At 47.8% G+C, this 18,726-nt stretch carries 16 protein-coding genes and 1 tRNA gene; 5 read left to right on the top strand and 12 right to left on the bottom strand.

Annotated features, from left to right (window positions below; genetic code table 11):
• The first annotated feature begins 80 nt into the window (after positions 1-80).
• From yjdI to ghoT, 4 genes are all read left to right on the top strand, one after another.
• A complete protein-coding gene (gene yjdI / locus QUE74_RS25445) occupies positions 81-311 on the top strand; it encodes a 4Fe-4S mono-cluster protein YjdI (protein ID WP_000371704.1) in 231 nt (76 codons plus the stop codon).
• Positions 312-322: 11 nt separating this feature from the next.
• Entirely contained in the window at positions 323-595 is a 273-nt protein-coding gene (locus QUE74_RS25450) for a GNAT family N-acetyltransferase (RefSeq protein ID WP_000405650.1), read from the top strand.
• A gap of 229 nt (positions 596-824) precedes the next feature.
• Complete coding sequence (gene ghoS, locus QUE74_RS25455; protein ID WP_000398619.1) at positions 825-1,121, top strand: type V toxin-antitoxin system endoribonuclease antitoxin GhoS; 297 nt, start codon at positions 825-827, stop codon at positions 1,119-1,121.
• Between the two features lie 27 nt (positions 1,122-1,148).
• Positions 1,149-1,322 carry a type V toxin-antitoxin system toxin GhoT gene (gene ghoT, locus QUE74_RS25460; protein ID WP_001173343.1) on the top strand — a complete coding sequence of 58 codons (174 nt, stop codon included), beginning with the start codon at positions 1,149-1,151 and terminating at the stop codon, positions 1,320-1,322.
• 118 nt (positions 1,323-1,440) lie between these two features.
• Here the strand turns inward: ghoT and lysS are convergent, their stop codons facing one another.
• The 11 genes from lysS to aspA all read right to left on the bottom strand — a co-directional run bounded on the left by lysS (position 1,441) and on the right by aspA (position 16,582).
• Complete coding sequence (gene lysS / locus QUE74_RS25465; protein WP_000003806.1) at positions 1,441-2,958, bottom strand: lysine--tRNA ligase; 1,518 nt, start codon at positions 2,956-2,958, stop codon at positions 1,441-1,443.
• A 236-nt stretch (positions 2,959-3,194) separates the two neighbouring features.
• A complete protein-coding gene (dtpC, locus tag QUE74_RS25470) occupies positions 3,195-4,652 on the bottom strand; it encodes a dipeptide/tripeptide permease DtpC (RefSeq protein ID WP_000856811.1) in 1,458 nt (485 codons plus the stop codon).
• A 58-nt stretch (positions 4,653-4,710) separates the two neighbouring features.
• Entirely contained in the window at positions 4,711-6,858 is a 2,148-nt protein-coding gene (cadA, locus tag QUE74_RS25475) for a lysine decarboxylase CadA (protein ID WP_001355092.1), read from the bottom strand.
• A gap of 79 nt (positions 6,859-6,937) precedes the next feature.
• On the bottom strand, positions 6,938-8,272 hold the full coding sequence (cadB, locus tag QUE74_RS25480) for a cadaverine/lysine antiporter (protein WP_000092915.1): 1,335 nt from the start codon (positions 8,270-8,272) through the stop codon (positions 6,938-6,940).
• A gap of 364 nt (positions 8,273-8,636) precedes the next feature.
• A complete protein-coding gene (cadC, locus tag QUE74_RS25485) occupies positions 8,637-10,175 on the bottom strand; it encodes a lysine decarboxylation/transport transcriptional activator CadC (protein WP_001187202.1) in 1,539 nt (512 codons plus the stop codon).
• A gap of 631 nt (positions 10,176-10,806) precedes the next feature.
• Positions 10,807-10,882: transfer RNA gene (locus QUE74_RS25490), tRNA-Phe, on the bottom strand.
• A 106-nt stretch (positions 10,883-10,988) separates the two neighbouring features.
• Positions 10,989-11,564 carry a transcriptional regulator gene (locus QUE74_RS25495; RefSeq protein WP_001317578.1) on the bottom strand — a complete coding sequence of 192 codons (576 nt, stop codon included), beginning with the start codon at positions 11,562-11,564 and terminating at the stop codon, positions 10,989-10,991.
• 36 nt (positions 11,565-11,600) lie between these two features.
• Positions 11,601-13,298 carry a protein-disulfide reductase DsbD gene (gene dsbD, locus QUE74_RS25500; protein ID WP_000068957.1) on the bottom strand — a complete coding sequence of 566 codons (1,698 nt, stop codon included), beginning with the start codon at positions 13,296-13,298 and terminating at the stop codon, positions 11,601-11,603.
• A complete protein-coding gene (gene cutA, locus QUE74_RS25505; protein WP_000883404.1) occupies positions 13,274-13,612 on the bottom strand; it encodes a divalent cation tolerance protein CutA in 339 nt (112 codons plus the stop codon). Before cutA ends, dsbD begins: the two co-directional genes overlap by 25 nt.
• A gap of 114 nt (positions 13,613-13,726) precedes the next feature.
• On the bottom strand, positions 13,727-15,028 hold the full coding sequence (dcuA, locus tag QUE74_RS25510) for an anaerobic C4-dicarboxylate transporter DcuA (RefSeq protein ID WP_000961957.1): 1,302 nt from the start codon (positions 15,026-15,028) through the stop codon (positions 13,727-13,729).
• Between the two features lie 117 nt (positions 15,029-15,145).
• Entirely contained in the window at positions 15,146-16,582 is a 1,437-nt protein-coding gene (gene aspA, locus QUE74_RS25515) for an aspartate ammonia-lyase (RefSeq protein WP_000069437.1), read from the bottom strand.
• Between the two features lie 336 nt (positions 16,583-16,918).
• On the opposite strand from aspA, the gene QUE74_RS25520 reads away from it, so the two are divergent.
• The gene (locus QUE74_RS25520) at positions 16,919-17,395 is read left to right on the top strand and encodes an FxsA family protein (RefSeq protein ID WP_001267448.1); all 477 of its coding nucleotides are present in this window, start codon (positions 16,919-16,921) and stop codon (positions 17,393-17,395) included.
• A gap of 15 nt (positions 17,396-17,410) precedes the next feature.
• On the opposite strand, the gene yjeH is transcribed toward QUE74_RS25520, so the two are convergent.
• The gene (gene yjeH, locus QUE74_RS25525; protein ID WP_000015862.1) at positions 17,411-18,667 is read right to left on the bottom strand and encodes an L-methionine/branched-chain amino acid transporter; all 1,257 of its coding nucleotides are present in this window, start codon (positions 18,665-18,667) and stop codon (positions 17,411-17,413) included.
• Between the last annotated feature and the right edge of the window lie 59 nt (positions 18,668-18,726).

The raw sequence follows: 18,726 nt of genomic DNA on the forward strand, positions 1-18,726 counted from the left end.
CAACGGAAACTGCCAGTGCTGTATGAAGATTCCAGGGCTATGCTTATAGTGAAAACCATACTGATGAGAGAGGGAAGGTCATGGATCAGGCGCTACTGGACGGGGGTTATCGCTGTTATACCGGCGAAAAGATCGATGTCTATTTCAACACTGCGATATGTCAGCATTCTGGCAATTGCGTACGTGGCAACGGCAAGTTATTTAATCTCAAACGAAAGCCGTGGATCATGCCGGATGAAGTCGACGTTGCCACTGTGGTTAAAGTGATTGATACGTGCCCGAGCGGCGCGCTGAAATACCGTCATAAATAAGCGAGGGTAAAATGGAAATACGCGAAGGCCACAATAAATTTTACATTAATGACGAACAGGGCAAGCAAATTGCTGAAATTGTCTTTGTGCCGACCGGCAAGAATTTAGCGATTATCGAACATACCGATGTCGATGAAAGCCTGAAAGGGCAGGGGATTGGTAAACAGCTGGTTGCGAAAGTCGTGGAAAAAATGCGTCGGGAAAAACGAAAAATTATCCCATTATGTCCATTTGCGAAACACGAATTTGATAAAACGCGGGAGTATGATGATATTCGCAGTTGATGGGAGAGTACAGAGTCACGATATTTTTCATGCTCTCCGCGGTGTGATGCAGGAGAGAATCTGAAGGGTAGGGGGATGCACAAAGAATGGTCAGAGAGAGCGTTTTCTTGTCCCAAGTCATCCCCTTTACTGAGCAAAAAAAAAAGAATATCTCCTATATGAGAATCATCGATCGGGGTTAATAAGTTGTGCGTCCCCAGATCGTTTTAATATTGATAGGAGTCATATTATGGAAGGTAAAAACAAGTTCAATACTTATGTTGTTTCTTTTGATTATCCATCATCTTATTCCTCAGTGTTCTTAAGGTTAAGATCATTGATGTATGATATGAATTTCTCCTCTATCGTGGCTGATGAATATGGGATACCACGACAATTGAATGAAAATTCCTTCGCAATAACGACATCGTTAGCCGCAAGTGAAATCGAAGATTTAATCAGGCTCAAATGCTTAGACTTACCGGATATTGATTTTGACCTCAACATTATGACCGTTGATGACTATTTCCGTCAGTTTTACAAGTAGTCAGGAAGGATAAGAAGAACATAAAAAATGGCACTATTCTCTAAAATATTAATTTTTTATGTGATTGGTGTGAACATATCCTTTGTCATTATCTGGTTTATCTCACATGAGAAAACACATATTCGTTTACTTAGTGCATTTCTGGTCGGAATAACCTGGCCAATGAGCCTGCCTGTGGCATTACTTTTTTCTCTCTTTTAGGAGCTGTAGTTGAGTGGACCCGCTGGTTATCTTGAAACGAAGCGTCTCTCCTCGAAACTGGATTTGTGGAACGACGAACGAAGCAGTCGTCTGACTGCTTCGTTCGTTAAAATGAAATTTATTTCTGTGGACGCATCGCCGGGAAGAGAATAACGTCGCGAATAGTATGACTGTTAGTAAACAGCATAATCATTCGGTCGATACCAATACCCAGACCCGCGGTTGGCGGCAGACCATATTCCAGCGCAGTCACGTAATCTTCGTCATAGAACATGGCTTCGTCGTCACCTGCAGCTTTAGCGTTAACCTGTTCCTGGAAACGTTCCGCCTGATCTTCTGCGTCGTTTAATTCGCTAAAACCATTACCGATTTCACGACCACCGATGAAGAATTCAAAACGGTCGGTGATTTCCGGGTTAACATCATTACGGCGCGCCAGCGGTGACACTTCTGCCGGATATTCCGTGATAAAGGTTGGCTGAATCAGATGTGCTTCTGCCACTTCATCAAAGATCTCCGTGACAATGCGTCCCAGCCCCCAGCTTTTCTCTACCGTAATTCCGATAGATTCAGCTAATGCTTTAGCAGCATCAAAATTATCCAGGTCCGCCATATCGGTTTCTGGACGATATTTTTTGATTGCTTCGCGCATGGTGAGTTTTTCAAACGGTTTGCCGAAATCAAACACATGCTCGCCATAAGTGACTTTAGTGGTACCCAGTACCTCTTGTGCCAGAGTGCGGAACAGTGATTCCGTCAGTTCAATCAAATCGTGGTAATCCGCATACGCCATGTAGAGTTCCATCATCGTGAACTCAGGATTATGACGAACAGAAATACCTTCATTACGGAAGTTACGGTTGATTTCGAATACCCGTTCAAAACCACCTACAACCAGACGTTTCAGATATAGCTCCGGCGCAATACGCAGGTACATATCCAAATCCAGAGCATTATGATGGGTAATAAACGGGCGAGCAGATGCCCCACCTGGAATTACCTGCATCATCGGGGTTTCTACTTCCATAAAGCCGCGCGCGACCATGAACTGGCGGATAGCGGCCAGAATTTTTGAACGGACAACAAACGTTTGACGGGATTTATCGTTAGCGATGAGGTCCAGATAACGTTGACGATAACGGACTTCCTGATCCTGCAGACCATGGAATTTATCTGGTAAAGGACGTAGTGCTTTAGTCAGCAGGCGCAGCTCAGTACAGTGAATGGAAAGTTCACCCGTTTGCGTCTTAAACAGCGTACCGCGGGCACCGATAATGTCGCCGAGGTCCCATTTTTTAAACTGATCGTTATAAACACCTTCTGGCAGGCTATCTCGTGCAACGTACAGTTGAATACGGCCACCGACATCCTGCAACGTTACAAAGGAGGCTTTCCCCATGATACGACGGGTCATCATTCGGCCAGCAACCGAGACTTCAATGTTTAAGGATTCCAGTTCCTGGTTATCCTTCGCATCAAACTCTTCGTGCAACTGGTCAGAGGTATGGTCGCGGCGAAAATCATTAGGAAACGCCACACCTTGCTGACGCAGTGCTGCCAGTTTTTCGCGGCGATTTCTCAGTTCATCGTTAAAATCAATAGCCTCATTGGCTCCCCGTGTTTCTCGTTCAGACATTTTGGTTCCTCTAAATCCAGCTTTCAATTTAGCGTAGATAAAGAGACAGATCGGTACACTGTATTATCTGCCTCGACTATTAATAACTCAGTTTATCTTATCGAAACTAACGCTTACCTCAAGTTGATATCACTAATAAATAACCATAAAAATGGTTTAAATGACTTATTAATCTCGATTTGCTAGTGTGATAAACTGAAAGTTAATTTATTCATAACCAATTGTTTTTACGACAGTTAATCGTTGCTCTCCTGTATCATATTCGTCGGCGTGCTAAACAGAAAACGGGTAGCAAAGGCCAATACCACGATGATCGCGACACAAGCCAACGTCCACTCTCCCATCTGAGAAAAGAATCGCTGGTAAGCTGCAATTGCCATTCCGCTAATTTGCGACTCTGTCGTCTGCTGTGCCACGACGCCTGCCAGCCAGTTGGCGACCGCGCCTGTTGCCAGCATATAAATACCGGTTAATACGCCAGACATTTTCAGACGCGTGATTTGCGCAATCGCCACCGGGTCAATAAAGAGTTCGGCAAAGCCCATTAGCGCCAGCCCGGATATCATCACGCCCATTGACGCTTGACCGCCAGCCGCTGCATGTCGGGCATCAAATGCCAGCAACATAAAGCCACAAGCCATCAGCAGTAAGCCAAAGGCAAACTTCAGCCAGACGCGCAATGCTGAATTGCCGCGGCTTTCTGGCGACGCCAGCCAGGCCAGAACAACCCCAGCGAGCATCACTGCAATCGCATTCACTGACTGGAATAGCGCAGTCGGCACTTCAATATTGAATGCCTGACGATTCACAAAGCGATCGATAAACAAGCTGATGGTGCTGCCGCCCTGTTGTGCCAGTACCCAGAACAACGTTCCGACAAGCATCAACAATACTATTTGCCAAAGAGCACGACGGTGTTCGGGGTATTTGATCATCATGCGGGCAATGATTTGTGCAGCAATAAGGCAAACGATCGCCAGCAAATATCCGGACCAGTCGTTCTCCAGCAGTAGGGTAAAAAATACTGGGGCTAAACAGAGCATCACCACTAACCAGCTCCATACCGGTAAGGCAAATTTCACGCGAGTGAGCGCTTTTTTATCCATACTACGCGTTGACTGGAAATGACGATGACCGCTTAAGAAAATCAACAAACCGATAAACATGCCACCACCCGCAAGGGCAAAGCCAACATGCCATCCATACCACTGAGCAGCCAGACCGCAGGCGATGGGGGCTGCGATAGAACCGATATTGCCCGCAGCATACAGCAGCGAAAAACCGCCATCACGTCGATGATCGTCAGGGGCATAGAGCTCGCCAAGCAAACAGCTGATGTTCGATTTGAATAAACCGTAGCCACAAATAATGATTGCCAGCGCCAGATACAGGCTAAAGGTTGAATTTGTATCAATGCCCAGCACCACATGGCCAAGGGTCATTAACAGCGCGCCGGCAATCACTGCAGTGCGGTTGCCGAGCAGGCGGTCGGCAAGCCAGCCGCCGAGAATAGGGGTAACGTAAACCAGAGAAGCATATGCGCTGAACAGACTGATGGCATGGTTATCATCAAAACCAAGCTGATGGGTGAGGTAGAGAATGAGTAAGGCACGCATGCCGTAAAAACTGAAGTACTCCCAGATTTGGATCGCCACGATATAGTATATCGCGCGCGGCTGTGAGGGTGTTTTCATGTGTTCTCCTTATGAGCAAAAAAGGGAAGTGGCAAGCCACTTCCCTTGTACGAGCTAATTATTTTTTGCTTTCTTCTTTCAATACCTTAACGGTATAGCGACCATCAGCCTGACGGTATGCACCGTGAATATCGGTTTCAAAGCCCGGATAGTGAGCGCCGATTTCACACAGCATCTGCAGGAACTCCAGCACCGGACGGCTTTCTTCGGTGATCATTTCACCCGGCATTACCAGAGGAACTCCCGGCGGATACGGAAGGATCATATTGGCGTTAATACGACCTACCATTTCGTCGAGGTAAACTTCTTCGGTCATACCGTGCAGCTCTTTCTGGAACGCAGCATACGGAGTCATTACCATTGTCGGCAGCACTTCAAATGCGCGATACATCAGATCCGGCAGATTGTGGTGAACAATCAGTTTGTGGATATTCTGAGCCAGTTCCTGAATACGCATATCTTCATAGAATTCAGGATCTTCACGATACAGAGACGGCAGCATGTTTTTCACACGCAGGTTCAGGTCGAACGCACGTTTGAAGTCAGTCAGAGCACGCAGCAGGCTCAATGCTTTGGTCTTATCAATACCGATGCTGAACAGGAACAGCAGGTTATACGGGCCGGTTTTCTCAACAACGATGCCATGTTCGTCGAGGTATTTCGCCACGATGCTGGCCGGAATACCAAAGTCGCTCATGGTGCCGTCTTTTTCCATCCCCGGGGTCAGCAGGGTGACTTTGATCGGGTCAAGATACATGTGCTCATTGTCGATGTTCTTGAAGCCGTGCCAGGAGCTGTCAGAACGCAGCGGCCAGCATTCAGTGGTATCGATATGATCCGGCTGCCATACATCAAAGAACCAGCCATCAGATTCCGTTCTCAGGCGTTTGATCTCTTTACGGAACTTGATCGCACGTTCAATGGAACCGTTGATCAGACGCTTACCAGCATTACCTTTCATCATCGCCGCAGCGGTTTCAGTGGACGCCACGATACCGTAGTGCGGAGAAGTGGTGGTGTGCATCATGTAGGCTTCGTTAAAGGTTTCTTCGTTTACATCACCTTTAACGTGGATCATGGAAGCCTGAGAGAACGCCGCCAGCAGTTTGTGAGTAGACTGGGTTTCGTAAATCACTTTCCCTTCTACACGGCCACCGCTCATACCGCATTTACCTTCGTAAATCGGTGAGAAGTTGGTGTAAGGCACCCACGCGGAGTCAAAGTGGATGGATTTTACATCCAGTGTTTTCTTGATGAAGTCGGTGTTGTACAGCAGGCCATCATAGGTAGAGTTAGTAATTACGGCATGTACCGGCCAGGTCGCGTTTGGTGTTTCTTTTACGCGCTTAGCAATGGTAGCGTGCTGGAATTCACTCTGTGGGATACCACCAAGAATACCGTAAGCGTTACGGGTCGGGCGGAAATAGATTGGCGTAACATCGCTCATCATCATCAGGTGGGTCAGCGATTTGTGGCAGTTACGGTCAATCAGAATGGTGCTGCCTGCCGGAGCAGAGTACATACCAACAATTTTGTTCGCAGTGGAAGTACCGTTGGTCACCATGTAGCTGCGGTCTGCGTTAAATACGCGAGCGATATACTGTTCTGCTTCTTTGTGCGGACCGCTGTGATCCAGCAGAGAACCCAATTCAGATACTGAAATGGAAATATCAGATTTCATGGTGTTCGGACCAAAGAAATCATAGAACAGGCTACCTACCGGGCTTTTCTGGAATGCAGTACCGCCCATGTGACCAGGAGTACAGAAAGTATATTTACCTTCACGAACATATTTAAACAGTGCTTTGGTCAGCGGAGGCAGAATAGTGTTGATATATTCGTCAGTGGTCTGCTTGATCTTGTTAGCAATATCATCAGCAGCACCCAGCGCATATTCAAAGAAGCTAATCTGTAAACGCAGGTCATTCAGGCTGACATCGAGAGTGGAATACGTATTAGCGAACGCGTACAACGGCAGGTTCTCGTTCATTTTGCTAATTTCTTCGCACAGCTCGAGATTATATTTATCCCAGTCAAAAATAACACCGCACAGACGCGCATTGTTTTCGATCAGTTTTAATAAGTCGTCACGGTCATTCGGGTAAACAATCTGGAAGTTCAGACGTTCAAGCGCGCGATGAAGTTCACGGATGGGTTCTTCTTTAAAATAAACCCCCATGTGATTCAATATTGCAATAACGTTCATAGTCATATCTCCAGGTAAAAAAGGCCCCTCCCAACACATGGGACAAAATGAAAGGAGGAGCCTCGGAAAATACTTTTAATTAATGTGCGTTAGACGCTGTGTGGTTATCCATTGAGTGGCTCTGGCGCTCGTGCATTTTGCGAGCGTAGAACATCAGGATAATCAGGCTGACGATGAAGGTACCTGCCAGCTCGAAGGAGCTTGCGCCCATCAGCGCGATGAAGCAGAACACGCAACCCAGTACAGAGCAGATCAGGCTGACAAAGTTGCGGATGTTAACGCCTTCAAAACGAATCAGGTCAACGCAAGAGTAGAAGTACGGCAGCATAGTCAGCAGTACTGCGATACCGGTCAGTTCACCGAACAGGTCAGATGCTTTACCACCGGCAGAGTTCATCAGAGTGATGAGGATCATCAGGGCAGTCATTTTCACTGCAGCCAGCAGCAGACCTTTTTTCGGAATACCGTTGCTGTCGACTTCACCATAAACTTTCGGGAAGTTACCGTCGTTAGCGGCACGCACACCTGCCTGACCTACCAGCATCATCCAGGAACCCAGAGAAGTCAGGCACGCAAAAGCGGTGAATGCAGAAACCATCGGCGCAGCCCAGTTACCCAGGATAGTAGAAGCACTGATTGCAAACGGAGCACCGGAGCCTGCCATTACAGAAGACGGATACATACCGGAAAGCACCTGAGTCGCAGCGATGTAAACAATACCTGCTAAACCAGTACCCAGCATGGTTGCCAGCGGAACGGTACGTTTCGGGTTTTTAACCATACCAGTACTTACCGCTGCGGATTCAACACCCACGAAGGCCCACAGGCAGAGCAGAATACTTTTAATGATCGCATGACCATCAGTAGTACCTGCGGTATTCCAGTTAGCAGCATAAGTTGCAGCATCAAACCAATGCCAGCCAACAATAGCAGTCATAACTACAGGAATAAGAACCAGCACCAGACCAATAGTGGTTAAACGGCTTACCCAGGTACCGCCGAGCATATTTACAAAGGTAAATACCCAGACGATAGCAATACAAGCGATACCCGCCGGAACAGGATCATTTAATACAGGGAAGAAGGTGGAAAGATAAGATACAGCGGTAATACCAATCGCCAGGTTACCAATCCAGTTAGCATGGTAATAAAGAACACCTGTCTGAAAACCAAATGCAGGAGAAATTTCTCCGGCATAAGCAATTGGGCCACCTTGTTGCGGGTTTTTTGTTGCCAGTCGGGCATATACATAAGCCAACGACATTGCACCAATAATAGAGATAATCCAACCCCAGATAGCAATACCACCGATACTTGCAAGGTTCGCAGGCAATAATGCAATGCCGCTCCCCATCATATTACCGGCAACAACACCGGTACAGGCAAATAGCCCGATCTTCTTGGCAGAACTCATGCTCTTCTCCTAATTTCATTTTTGAATTTGGAGTCCGGGTCATGATGCGTAACTATTTACTGACCAGACCAAACTGGCGACAAGATTACTCAAAAAAAAAGATTAATCCTAAAGATTAGGTGAAATAACACAAAAGTTTCTGTAAGTGAGAACTTGAGGTTTTTTATTAACACATCAGGATCGCAAGTTGATATCATGAAAAGATAAACATTCAATATTTACAATGAATTAAGAGATGTTTTTCGGTTAAATTTCTGTTATAAAAAATATGCGGCAAATAAATTGCCGCAACATATTATATCAACAATAACATACAAAAAATCAACAACAAATATTCCCGAGCATGAGTCAACCCGGGAGTCACTTATTCTGAGGCGAGAAATTTGTCGAGATAAGGTACAACATAAGGAACAGAAGTCTGGAATATACCATTTTCAATCCAGTAAAGGGTGTTTGCCCCTGGGCGTAAATTAAAGGCGGTGAGATATGCATCAGCTGCTTCCCGGTTCATCCCCTTCATTTCATAAACCTTGCCAAGCAACACATAATTTAGCCAGGACATTTCAAGATCAATGCCAGTATTTATCGCCTGGTAAGACTCATCTGTTTTACCTTTTACCAGAGCACTGACCGCTTTTATTTGATATATAATGGACAGGTTGTTCAATTCCGGCAGTGTAACAATGTTATCTATTTCTGTATTCAGTGCTGCTAATTGTTTTTCATCTAAAGGATGTTGAGAATGGCGCACGATATCAACTAATGCTTTTTCTGCTCTCGCGTAGGTAAATTCGGGGGATGATTGAACAATCTCACCTAGTAATTCACTGGCACGGTTCAATGATTTATCATCGCCATGCAGTAAATAATCATGAGCCTGATAAAAATTAGTTAATAACGCACCACGATGCGGCAAAATTTGCTGGAGCATCTCCTGCATTCGTTGTGGCCACGGTTGGTTTAACGCTTTTGATAAACTCTCCAGTAAATCATTTTGAATCGCCAGCTGATTACCGTTAGTGATGACATAACGTTTATCCAGCATGGTTGAACCATCTGCATTGTCTACCAATTTTACCGACATAAAGCATTGTTGAGCACGGTATTGGCGCTGATTAACAAACGCAATAGATAATGTTTTACCGGAACTGCTCGGTTCATCAATGTTGTAGTTGATTTTGTCATGCACCATAAAGGTGGAGAAGGTGTTAAGTGATGTCGCCACCAAATCACCCACGCCTATCGCGTAAGAGAGCTGATACGGGGAACTCCAGCTGTTACAACTTTTATTTACCATATTAATGTCAATATCGCGTGGATTGAGCAAAATACGCGATTTGCTCATAGGAAGACGTGTATCAAGACTTGAAAACGCTACCAGTGCTACACAGATACCTAACGACAACAGGAAAAAAAACCATACCCAAAAGGTAGTGAATCGTTTGCTTTTAACTGGGGATTGTTCAGGTGGTGTTGCGGTGCTTTGAATGTTAAGACTTTGGGAGGGAGAATCTGTGTCAGGAACCGCCTCTGGTATAGGGGGAGGCGAAGATAGCATTATTTCCTCTCCCTCTTCTTCGCTGTACCAGATAACCGGCACCATTAATTTATAGCCGCGCTTTGGTACAGTAGCGATATAGACAGGACTATCTTCATCATTATCTTTTAATGACTTACGTAGTTCTGAGATACTCTGCGTCACAACGTGATTGGTGACAATACTTCTCTTCCAGACATTATCGATAAGTTCATCCCTGCTAAGTACTTCGCCACTGTGTTGAGCAAAGAAAACCAGAAGATCGATTAATCTCGGCTCAAGGGTAAGTTGACGCCCATTGCGACTAATTTGGTTTATGGACGGAGTAACAAGCCATTCGCCAACGCGAACTACAGGTTGTTGCATAATAGAAACTCATTCGAAAAGGGAATGGTTCAATGATAATTGCCACAACCTATTTTTACCATCTATAGATGGTTTTATTTACATATAATTGGTGAATGCAAGACGTTATTTTTACCAGCCATAAACTTCTTGATTACATAGTATTACGAAAGGATTTTACTGAGAACCAGAAGTAATATTCCTTATCATCAAAATTCATCATCTTTGCCAAAGAAAAATGTTCAGAAAATAATCCATGGGAAATTGCCCGGCGCGCTTACTATTTTTATGGATTGTTAGTCTTTGCATGAGCAAGCGGACTGATACATTTCTCTTTGTTCTCATTCAGAAAATCTCATCAGTCGGCGTTCTGCCCGAGGTTGTGCTTTATATATGTCATCGGCAACGATACCGTTAAGCTCTTGATGACATCATTTGATTTTCAACTGCATCACGCAGCCGCACGACATTTCGTGAGAGTCATTCATAGCTTAGGGATAAATTTCCCAGAGCTGGGGTATACCCGCAACATGCTGGCGATGTGGGAAAATTTGGTTGAGATTGTTAGAAATGATTTGAAGGCAGAACGCTTAAATCACATGGCGTCCTGAAACGAAAAACGGACCTCCGTGGAGGTCCGTTTATATGAATTTGGTGCCCGGACTCGGAATCGAACCAAGGACACGGGGATTTTCAATCCCCTGCTCTACCGACTGAGCTATCCGGGCAACGGGGCGCATTAAACCGTAATCTGCACATCTCGTCAACCTAATTTCAGTAAAAGCGATTCAACTGCTTAAGATTGCGGCAAATCGCTTCTTTTCTGTGTTTCTGTCAGGTCAGTGCGCCACCCTGGCGGCAGCGAGCGAAGCGCAGGATATCTTCTGCCAGCCGATGTGCGGTGTCGACATCCGCGTGGCTACGATTCACCAGCATTCGGCTTAAACAGCCTTCCAGCACCAGTTCCATCTGCTTTGCTACCATCGCCGGATCGTCAACTTCCAGCGTGGTTAACAGTTCGTGGGTGAAATCGTAGGCCGCGCTTTTTTGCTGATCGGCCAGTTGATGAATAGGGTGGCCAGGATCGGGATAAAACGTACAGGCAGCGATAAACAGACAGCCCGGATAGCGGTTGTTTTTAACGCACTCCGATAACGCCTGATAACGTGCCAGCAGCTTTTGTTCGGCGGTTTGCGTTTCGTCCAGCATCAGCTGACGACGCCAGACATCTATCTGTTGGCTAAGATAGCGCAGCGCATCATAGAGGATTGCCTCTTTGTCTGGCCAGAAGCGGCGTAGCTCGTCCAGTGGATAATCCACACGTTCAGCAACCATCTCCAGCGTGGTGTTGGCAATCCCTTGTAATTCTAATAATTTCAGGGCTTCTCCCAGTACATCTTCACGTTGCACGCTATTTTCCTCCGTCTTTCCCACTGCAAGTGTCGTTCACGGTTGGCGATCGCGCAAATGTGCGCTGAAGGTTTCAGCATCCATAAAGCCCGTGACGCGTGCTTGTGGATGCTCCTGGCCTTGTCCGTCAAAAAAGAGAATTGTCGGTAGGCCAAGGACATTAAGATGCTTTAACAGCGCCACATCTTGGGCGTCGTTGGCAGTGACGTTGGCCTGAAGTAATACCGTGTCTGCTAACGCTTTTTGCACCTGCGGGTCGCTGAAGGTGTATTTCTCAAACTCTTTACAGGCGACGCACCAGTCGGCATAGAGATCTAACATCACTGGTTTGCCTTTGGCTTCAACGAGCGCCTGATTTAACTCATCTACCGTTTTGATTTGTGTAAAGTTGAGATGCGTCTGAGTTTGCGCGGTATGCGTCGCACCAAATGCCCAATCCTGAAGTGGGCGCACGCTAACCAATGCTGCTGCCAGCAGAATTATTTGCACTACGCTCATCCAGCCGCGTTTGGCCTGTAGGCTGGTGATAAAGGCCCAGCCAAAGAATGCGACACCAAGCGCCGACCACAAGCGTAATCCCCATATATCACCAATCACTCGCTCCAGCAGGAAGACCGGCAGTGCGAGGATCACAAAACCAAACGCGGTTTTGACTTGTTCCATCCACGGGCCGCTTTTCGGCAGCAAGCGGTTACCAAAGACGGTAATTAGCATCAGCGGCAGGCCCATGCCCAACGCATAGAGATAAAGCGTGCCGCCGCCCAGCCACATGTTCCCGCTTTGGGCGATATACAGCAGAATCGCGCTAAGCGGTGCGGTGGTGCATGGTGAACAGATCAGTCCGGCAATCGCCCCCATAACAAATACACCGCCAGGTGAGCCGCCCTGTTGGCGATTGCTCATCAGCGTGAGGCGCGTTTGCAGCGAAGAGGGGAGTTGCAGGGTAAACAAGCCAAACATTGACATCGCCAGCAAGGTAAAGACGATAGCGAGGCCAATGAGCACGTATGGGTGCTGTAGCGCCGCCTGGAACTGTAACCCTGCGGCGGCAACCACCAGACCCAGTGCAGTGTAAGTCAGCGCCATCCCCTGCACATAAATAAAGGTCAGCAACAATGCTCTGGCAGTGGAGAGCCGCTGTTTACCGCCCAGCACGATGCCAGAAATCAGTGGGTACATTGGCAGCACGCATGGCGTAAAGGCGATACCAATACCGATCAACAACGCCCAGAGCGCGGAAAAGGGCAATTGCGCGGTGGGCTGCTCTTGCTGCGGAACAGACACAAGCTGTGACGCTGCGTTGTTGGCGACCACTTCGCTTAACGGAACGGTTTTGGTTTCTGGCGGATAACAGAAACCAGCATCAGCACAGCCCTGGTAGATGACAGTTAACGTCGCTCCCGCACTCGCCTGGTTGATGGTTACGGGAAGCGTCAGCCGATCGCGGTAAATCTCGCTTTTGCCGTAAAACTCATCTTCATGCCAGACGCCTTGCGGCAGCTGCACGTCGGCAATTTTCGCGTGTTCCGGCGTAATGCGGACCTGTTTACGGTAGAGGTAGTAACCGTCTTTGATCTGCCAGGTCAGATTCAGGTCATGTTGGTTTTGCTGAAAATCAAAAGCAAAGGCTTGATCTGCGGGGACAAATTGTGAACGTCCCGGCGCGTCGAATAATCCGGCAAAAACGGAAGTGCTGCAAAGTAGCAGGATCAGCGTAAAGATGCGTTGAGCCATGAGAGGTAATCTGTGTCTCCGTGTGTAACAGGTAAAACCAGAAGTTCCGGGGTTTGATATGGATGATGAGCCTTCAGGCATTCCAGCAGTGCCTGCTGGAGAGATACGGTAGTTTTTAAAATCATCTGCACTTCGTATTCTTGCTCCAGCTTACCTTCCCAGTAATAGAGAGAGGTAGCGCCGGGGATCAAGGTCGCGCAGGCCGCCAGTTTTTCCGCCAGCACTTTGGCGGCTAAATCCTGGGCTGTCGCTTCATCCGGTGCCGTACATAGCACCACGACAGACGCGGTATTCGAACTTTTTTCATCAAGCATAAACACCTCGCAAGAACAGATGGAACCGCAAGAGAGAGGTCACTATACAACGGACGGGGGAAGGATGTTAGTCGGCGGGAAAGAAAGCGGGGCCTGAAGCCCCGCGATTGGTCATTACAGCATGAAGCTACCCAGCAAGAAGCCGAAGCAAACGGCCAGGGCAACACCCAGAGTACCCGGGATGAAGAACGGATGGTTGAAGACGAATTTACCGATACGGGTAGTACCCGTGTCATCCATCTGTACCGCAGCAACCAGCGTCGGGTAGGTCGGCAGAATGAACAGACCAGACACCGCAGCGAAAGAAGCAACAGCGGTCAGCGGAGAAACGTTCAGTGCCAGAGCCATCGGCATCAGTGCTTTTGCGGTTGCAGCCTGAGAGTACAGCAGAGCAGAAGCAAAGAAGAAGATGACGGCCAGCAGCCACGGATGACCCTGAATCACTTCACCAGCGGTATCTTTGATCCAGTCGATGTTGTTGGAAACGAAAGTATCGCCCAGCCACGCAACACCCAGGATACAAATACAGGCGCTCATACCTGCTTTGAAGGTGCTGGAGTTGAGGATGTTGTCGGTATCGACTTTACAGATAACGGTGGTCAGAGTTGCAACGCTGAGCATGATGATCAGGATTGCGTTGGTGGTGTTCATCAGCGGTTTTTCAACCAGACCCATGCTTGGGCTGTTGATGATTGCATAGATAACCACGCCAACTACGCCCAGCAGGAACAGCCAGACGGACGTTTTTGCACCGGATTTGATTTCAATCTGCTTTTCACCGCGCAGTTCAACGAGGCCTTCTTCCAGACGCTTGCGATAAATCGGATCGTCAGAGAGTTTGGAGTTGAACAGCATAGTGACCAGGAAGGACATCACCAGAACCGCCAGCAAGGTGGACGGGATGACCACGGAGAGCAGATGGAGGTAGCTGATGCCATGACCTTCCATTACGGAAGACATGTAAACCACGGCCGCTGAGATTGGCGATGCGGTGATCGCAATCTGCGCGGATACCACTGCAGTAGACAGCGGACGGCACGGTTTAACGCCTTGTTCCTTCGCAACTTCAGCGATAACAGGCAGCGTTGCCAGAGAGATGTTGCCAGTACCAGCAAAGATTGTCAGGAAATAGGTCACGATCGGTGCGAGGATCGTGATGTATTTCGGGTTACGGCGCAGCAGCTTTTCTGTCTGATGAACCAGATAGTCCAGACCGCCAGCAACCTGCATGGCAGAAATAGCGGCGATAACCGCCATGATAATGGAAATGACATCGAACGGGATGTTACCGGGTTTAACGCCAATAGCGGCAAGAACCAGCACCCCCAATCCGCCTGCAAAACCAATACCTATTCCCCCCAATCTGGCGCCCAAGAAGATCGCCAGCAAAACTATGATGAGTTCTACAACTAGCATATTAGCCTTCCTTGTTTTTTAACAAGTTGATATTAGATTGTTATTTTTAAGTTACTGCTCACAAGAAAAAAGGCACGTCATCTGACGTGCCTTCTCTATTTGTACTACCCTGTACGATTACTGTTCGCTTTCATCAGTATAGCGTTTTGCTTTGTAAGCCGGGTGCATCAGATTCTGTACGGAGAAAATATCGTCAAGTTCCGCTTCAGTCAACAGACCGCGTTCCAGAACGACTTCACGTACACTCTTACCGGTTTCGGCACAGATTTTACCCACGATGTCACCGTTGTGGTGACCGATGAACGGGTTCAGGTAAGTAACGATACCGATAGAGTTGTAAACGTAACCTTCGCACACTTCTTTGTTAGCCGTGATGCCGTTAATGCATTTTTCCAGCAGGTTGTAGCAAGCGTTGGTCAGAATGTGAACGGATTCGAACATAGCCTGGCCAATGACCGGCTCCATAACGTTCAACTGCAGCTGACCTGCTTCTGCTGCCATGGTAACAGTGGTGTCGTTACCGATGACTTTGAAGCATACCTGGTTAACCACTTCCGGAACAACCGGGTTTACTTTAGCTGGCATGATGGAAGAGCCCGCCTGCAGTTCCGGCAGGTTGATCTCGTTCAGGCCGGCACGTGGACCAGAAGAGAGCAAGCGCAGGTCGTTACAGATTTTGGACATCTTCACAGCCAGGCGTTTCAGCGCGCCGTGAACCATAACATAAGCGCCGCAGTCAGAGGTCGCTTCGATCAGGTCTTCAGCCGGTACGCATGGGAAGCCAGTGACTTCAGCCAGTTTTTTCACTGCCAGCGGAGAGTACTCTTTCGGCGTGTTCAGACCAGTACCGATTGCTGTTGCGCCAAGGTTAACTTCCAGCAGCAGCTCAGCGGTACGTTGAATATTTTTCACTTCTTCTTTCAGCAGGATGCTGAAAGCGCGGAATTCCTGACCGAGGGTCATCGGTACTGCGTCCTGCAGCTGGGTACGACCCATTTTCAGGATGTCCTGGAATTCGACAGCTTTACGTTCAAAGCCTTCACGCAGTTGGTTAATCGCATCTACCAGCTTAATCAGGGAAGAGTAAACTGCGATACGGAAACCGGTCGGGTAGGCGTCGTTAGTGGACTGACATTTGTTAACATGGTCGTTCGGGTTCAGGTACTGATATTCACCTTTCTGGTGACCCATCAGTTCCAGACCGATATTGGCCAGCACTTCGTTGGTGTTCATGTTTACGGAAGTACCTGCGCCGCCCTGGTAGACGTCTACCGGGAACTGATCCATGCATTTTCCGTTGTTCAGGACTTCATCACATGCGGCAATGATGGCATTCGCTACACTTTTAGGAATGGTTTGCAGCTCTTTGTTTGCCATAGCTGCGGCTTTTTTAACCATTACCATACCGCGAACAAATTCAGGAATATCACTGATTTTGTTGTTGCTGATATAGAAGTTTTCAATCGCTCTCAGAGTGTGAACACCATAGTAGGCATCAGCTGGAACTTCCCTGGTACCCAACAGATCTTCTTCGATACGAATGTTGTTTGACATGTGAACCTTCTTTTTCAAGCTGCCAATGATTTGCTTTAAACACACAGAATATATGTGGTTTCGAATGTTTTTCGACCGACGATTATCCCCTGCATCGACCGAATACCCGAGATCATATGCTGCTTGAGGATTTCTACCGTAATCTGGATCACTTTAAGTGTCGGTTTTTACCCCTTAATTATTAATTTGTGAAATAGATCACCGCTTTGGGATTACTACCAAAAATAGTTGCGCAAACATCTTGAAATTTTGCTAATGACCACAATATAAGCTGAACGCGATTCGCAACCCATTCAGGTAGCCGGGTTTAACCGGCTGCTATTACAGGAGAAACCTTTGCGCTGGTTACCTTTTATTGCCATTTTCCTTTATGTCTATATTGAGATTTCAATCTTTATTCAGGTTGCCCATGTATTGGGGGTATTGCTGACCCTCGTGCTGGTTATATTCACGTCAGTTATCGGTATGTCACTGGTACGTAACCAGGGCTTTAAGAATTTCGTGCTGATGCAGCAAAAAATGGCGGCAGGTGAAAACCCAGCGGCGGAGATGATTAAAAGTGTTTCGCTGATCATTGCCGGTTTGCTGCTTTTATTACCGGGCTTTTTCACCGACTTCCTCGGCCTTCTGCTTTTATTACCGCCGGTGCAAAAGCATCTGACGGTGAAGTTGATGCCGCATTTGCGCTTTTCTCGCATGCCAGGCGGCGGTTTTAGCGCCGGGACCGGTGGCGGTAATACTTTTGATGGTGAGTACCAGCGAAAGGATGATGAGCGCGACCGCCTTGATCATAAAGACGATCGCCAGGATTAATGCCGAAACGCCGGATTATGTGGTTATGCCATTTTCCGGCGTTTTTCGTTTTGGCAGAAACAGCCATAACCCCGCCAGCATGATCAGCGCATAGAGACTTTTCCAGCCGACCATTGCCAGTAACAGAACGCATAACAGCCCGCCAACCACCGCCAGTAGTCGATAACGTCCTTGCAATAATTTACAGCCTGCCAGCATGCATAACAGATAAATCATAATAAAGATGCCATTGGCATAGATGATAAGTGCGTCCAGATTGATCTCTAAAGCATGAATCACCAACGTGCTCACCACGCAGCAGCCGAGCACCGCATTGAGGGCATTACGCGGAATATGACGAGAAGAGAGGCGTGCCAGGTAGTGGTCAGGATTATGTTGCGCTTGTGACCAGACCAGGCGGGCGAAACTCTGTATATAAATGTTGAGACTGGCAAAGCAGGCCAGATAGCCAATCACGCAGGCAATCCATAACGCCCCTACACCGAACAGCTGCACCACAATTTTTGGAAGCGATGCTGCCGCTGCCATTTTTTCACCGTAGGCGTCGAAGTGTAAGACGACTACCGTACAGCCCCAGTAGACTAATCCTGCCAGCAGCAGACCAATCATCAACGCGCGAGGAAAATCACGCTCTGGATTTTTAAATTCCGAGGCAAGATGGGCAAATGCTTCCAGACCGACAAAGCACCAGAACATCACTGATAACGCAGCAAATAACCCGGTAAGTTCGATATTACCAGGTGCAGGGAAGGGGATATTCGCAGGTTGGATATCACCCGCCCACCAGATAGCGACAATCAGCGCGACGATAAGTCCGGCAATAACTGTTTGTAGATTAGCACTGGAATTGGCACCGCGAGTACCGATATACCACACCAACGCCAGCGTACCGAGTTCTGCTAACAACAGTTGCCAGCTATGCCAGCCAAACATCGCCTGGCCGAACCCGGCAGCAATTTGTAGCGCGGCAGGCAAACCCACGGGAATGACCGATAAAAATAACCAGCCGGTGACTCGCTCAAGCCGCGAACCAAACGCCATACCGACGAAGTGTGCGACGCCGCCTGCACTGGGATAGTGGCGACCCAGAATCGCAAACACAATTGCAATCGGGAACACTAAGATAATCAAAACGGGCCACGCCCACAGGCTGGTATTGCCTGCTACCAGTGCAGCTAACGCAGGAACGGCAAACACGCCAGTGCCTAATAATGACGTCGATAGCAGGCCGATGCCCTGGGCCAGCCCCAGTTCTTGTTTGAGTCCACTCATGGGTTGATGTCCGATTGCGCCCAAATCTTGGGCAACTGCGTAGATTTTCGATGGTAGCA

The sequence above is a fragment of the Escherichia sp. 10290 genome, assembly GCF_030295155.1.
Classification (GTDB): domain Bacteria; phylum Pseudomonadota; class Gammaproteobacteria; order Enterobacterales; family Enterobacteriaceae; genus Escherichia; species Escherichia coli_F.

Bases quoted from the DNA above. Each gene is read 5' to 3' on its own strand.
- yjdI (WP_000371704.1), top strand. From the start codon at position 81: ATGGATCAGGCGCTACTGGACGGGGGTTATCGCTGTTATACCGGCGAA.
- QUE74_RS25450 (WP_000405650.1), top strand. From the start codon at position 323: ATGGAAATACGCGAAGGCCACAATAAATTTTACATTAATGACGAACAG.
- ghoS (WP_000398619.1), top strand. From the start codon at position 825: ATGGAAGGTAAAAACAAGTTCAATACTTATGTTGTTTCTTTTGATTAT.
- ghoT (WP_001173343.1), top strand. From the start codon at position 1,149: ATGGCACTATTCTCTAAAATATTAATTTTTTATGTGATTGGTGTGAAC.
- lysS (WP_000003806.1), bottom strand. From the start codon at position 2,958: ATGTCTGAACGAGAAACACGGGGAGCCAATGAGGCTATTGATTTTAAC.
- dtpC (WP_000856811.1), bottom strand. From the start codon at position 4,652: ATGAAAACACCCTCACAGCCGCGCGCGATATACTATATCGTGGCGATC.
- cadA (WP_001355092.1), bottom strand. From the start codon at position 6,858: ATGAACGTTATTGCAATATTGAATCACATGGGGGTTTATTTTAAAGAA.
- cadB (WP_000092915.1), bottom strand. From the start codon at position 8,272: ATGAGTTCTGCCAAGAAGATCGGGCTATTTGCCTGTACCGGTGTTGTT.
- cadC (WP_001187202.1), bottom strand. From the start codon at position 10,175: ATGCAACAACCTGTAGTTCGCGTTGGCGAATGGCTTGTTACTCCGTCC.
- dsbD (WP_000068957.1), bottom strand. From the start codon at position 13,298: ATGGCTCAACGCATCTTTACGCTGATCCTGCTACTTTGCAGCACTTCC.
- cutA (WP_000883404.1), bottom strand. From the start codon at position 13,612: ATGCTTGATGAAAAAAGTTCGAATACCGCGTCTGTCGTGGTGCTATGT.
- dcuA (WP_000961957.1), bottom strand. From the start codon at position 15,028: ATGCTAGTTGTAGAACTCATCATAGTTTTGCTGGCGATCTTCTTGGGC.
- aspA (WP_000069437.1), bottom strand. From the start codon at position 16,582: ATGTCAAACAACATTCGTATCGAAGAAGATCTGTTGGGTACCAGGGAA.
- yjeH (WP_000015862.1), bottom strand. From the start codon at position 18,667: ATGAGTGGACTCAAACAAGAACTGGGGCTGGCCCAGGGCATCGGCCTG.